Genomic DNA, 229 nt, shown 5'->3' on the forward strand with positions numbered 1-229 from the left:
CGGTTGCGTAGGAGGTTTTTTCATGCCCAAAAACGGGTACCTGGATAGTTCACACCCGTCATATGCACTGCGTGCCCGCTCCGCTGGCGCTCCGCGGCTTCGGATCCGGATTGATTCTTCGCTCGCTCAGAATCCGAATCCTCAGCGGTTGCGTAGGAGGTTTTTTCATGCCCAAAATTAGGCACCTGGATAGTCCGCACCCGTCATATGCACTGCGTGCCCGCTCCGC

Origin of the sequence: Rothia sp. HMSC066G02, assembly GCF_001813145.1 — a bacterium.
Taxonomy (GTDB): domain Bacteria; phylum Actinomycetota; class Actinomycetes; order Actinomycetales; family Micrococcaceae; genus Rothia.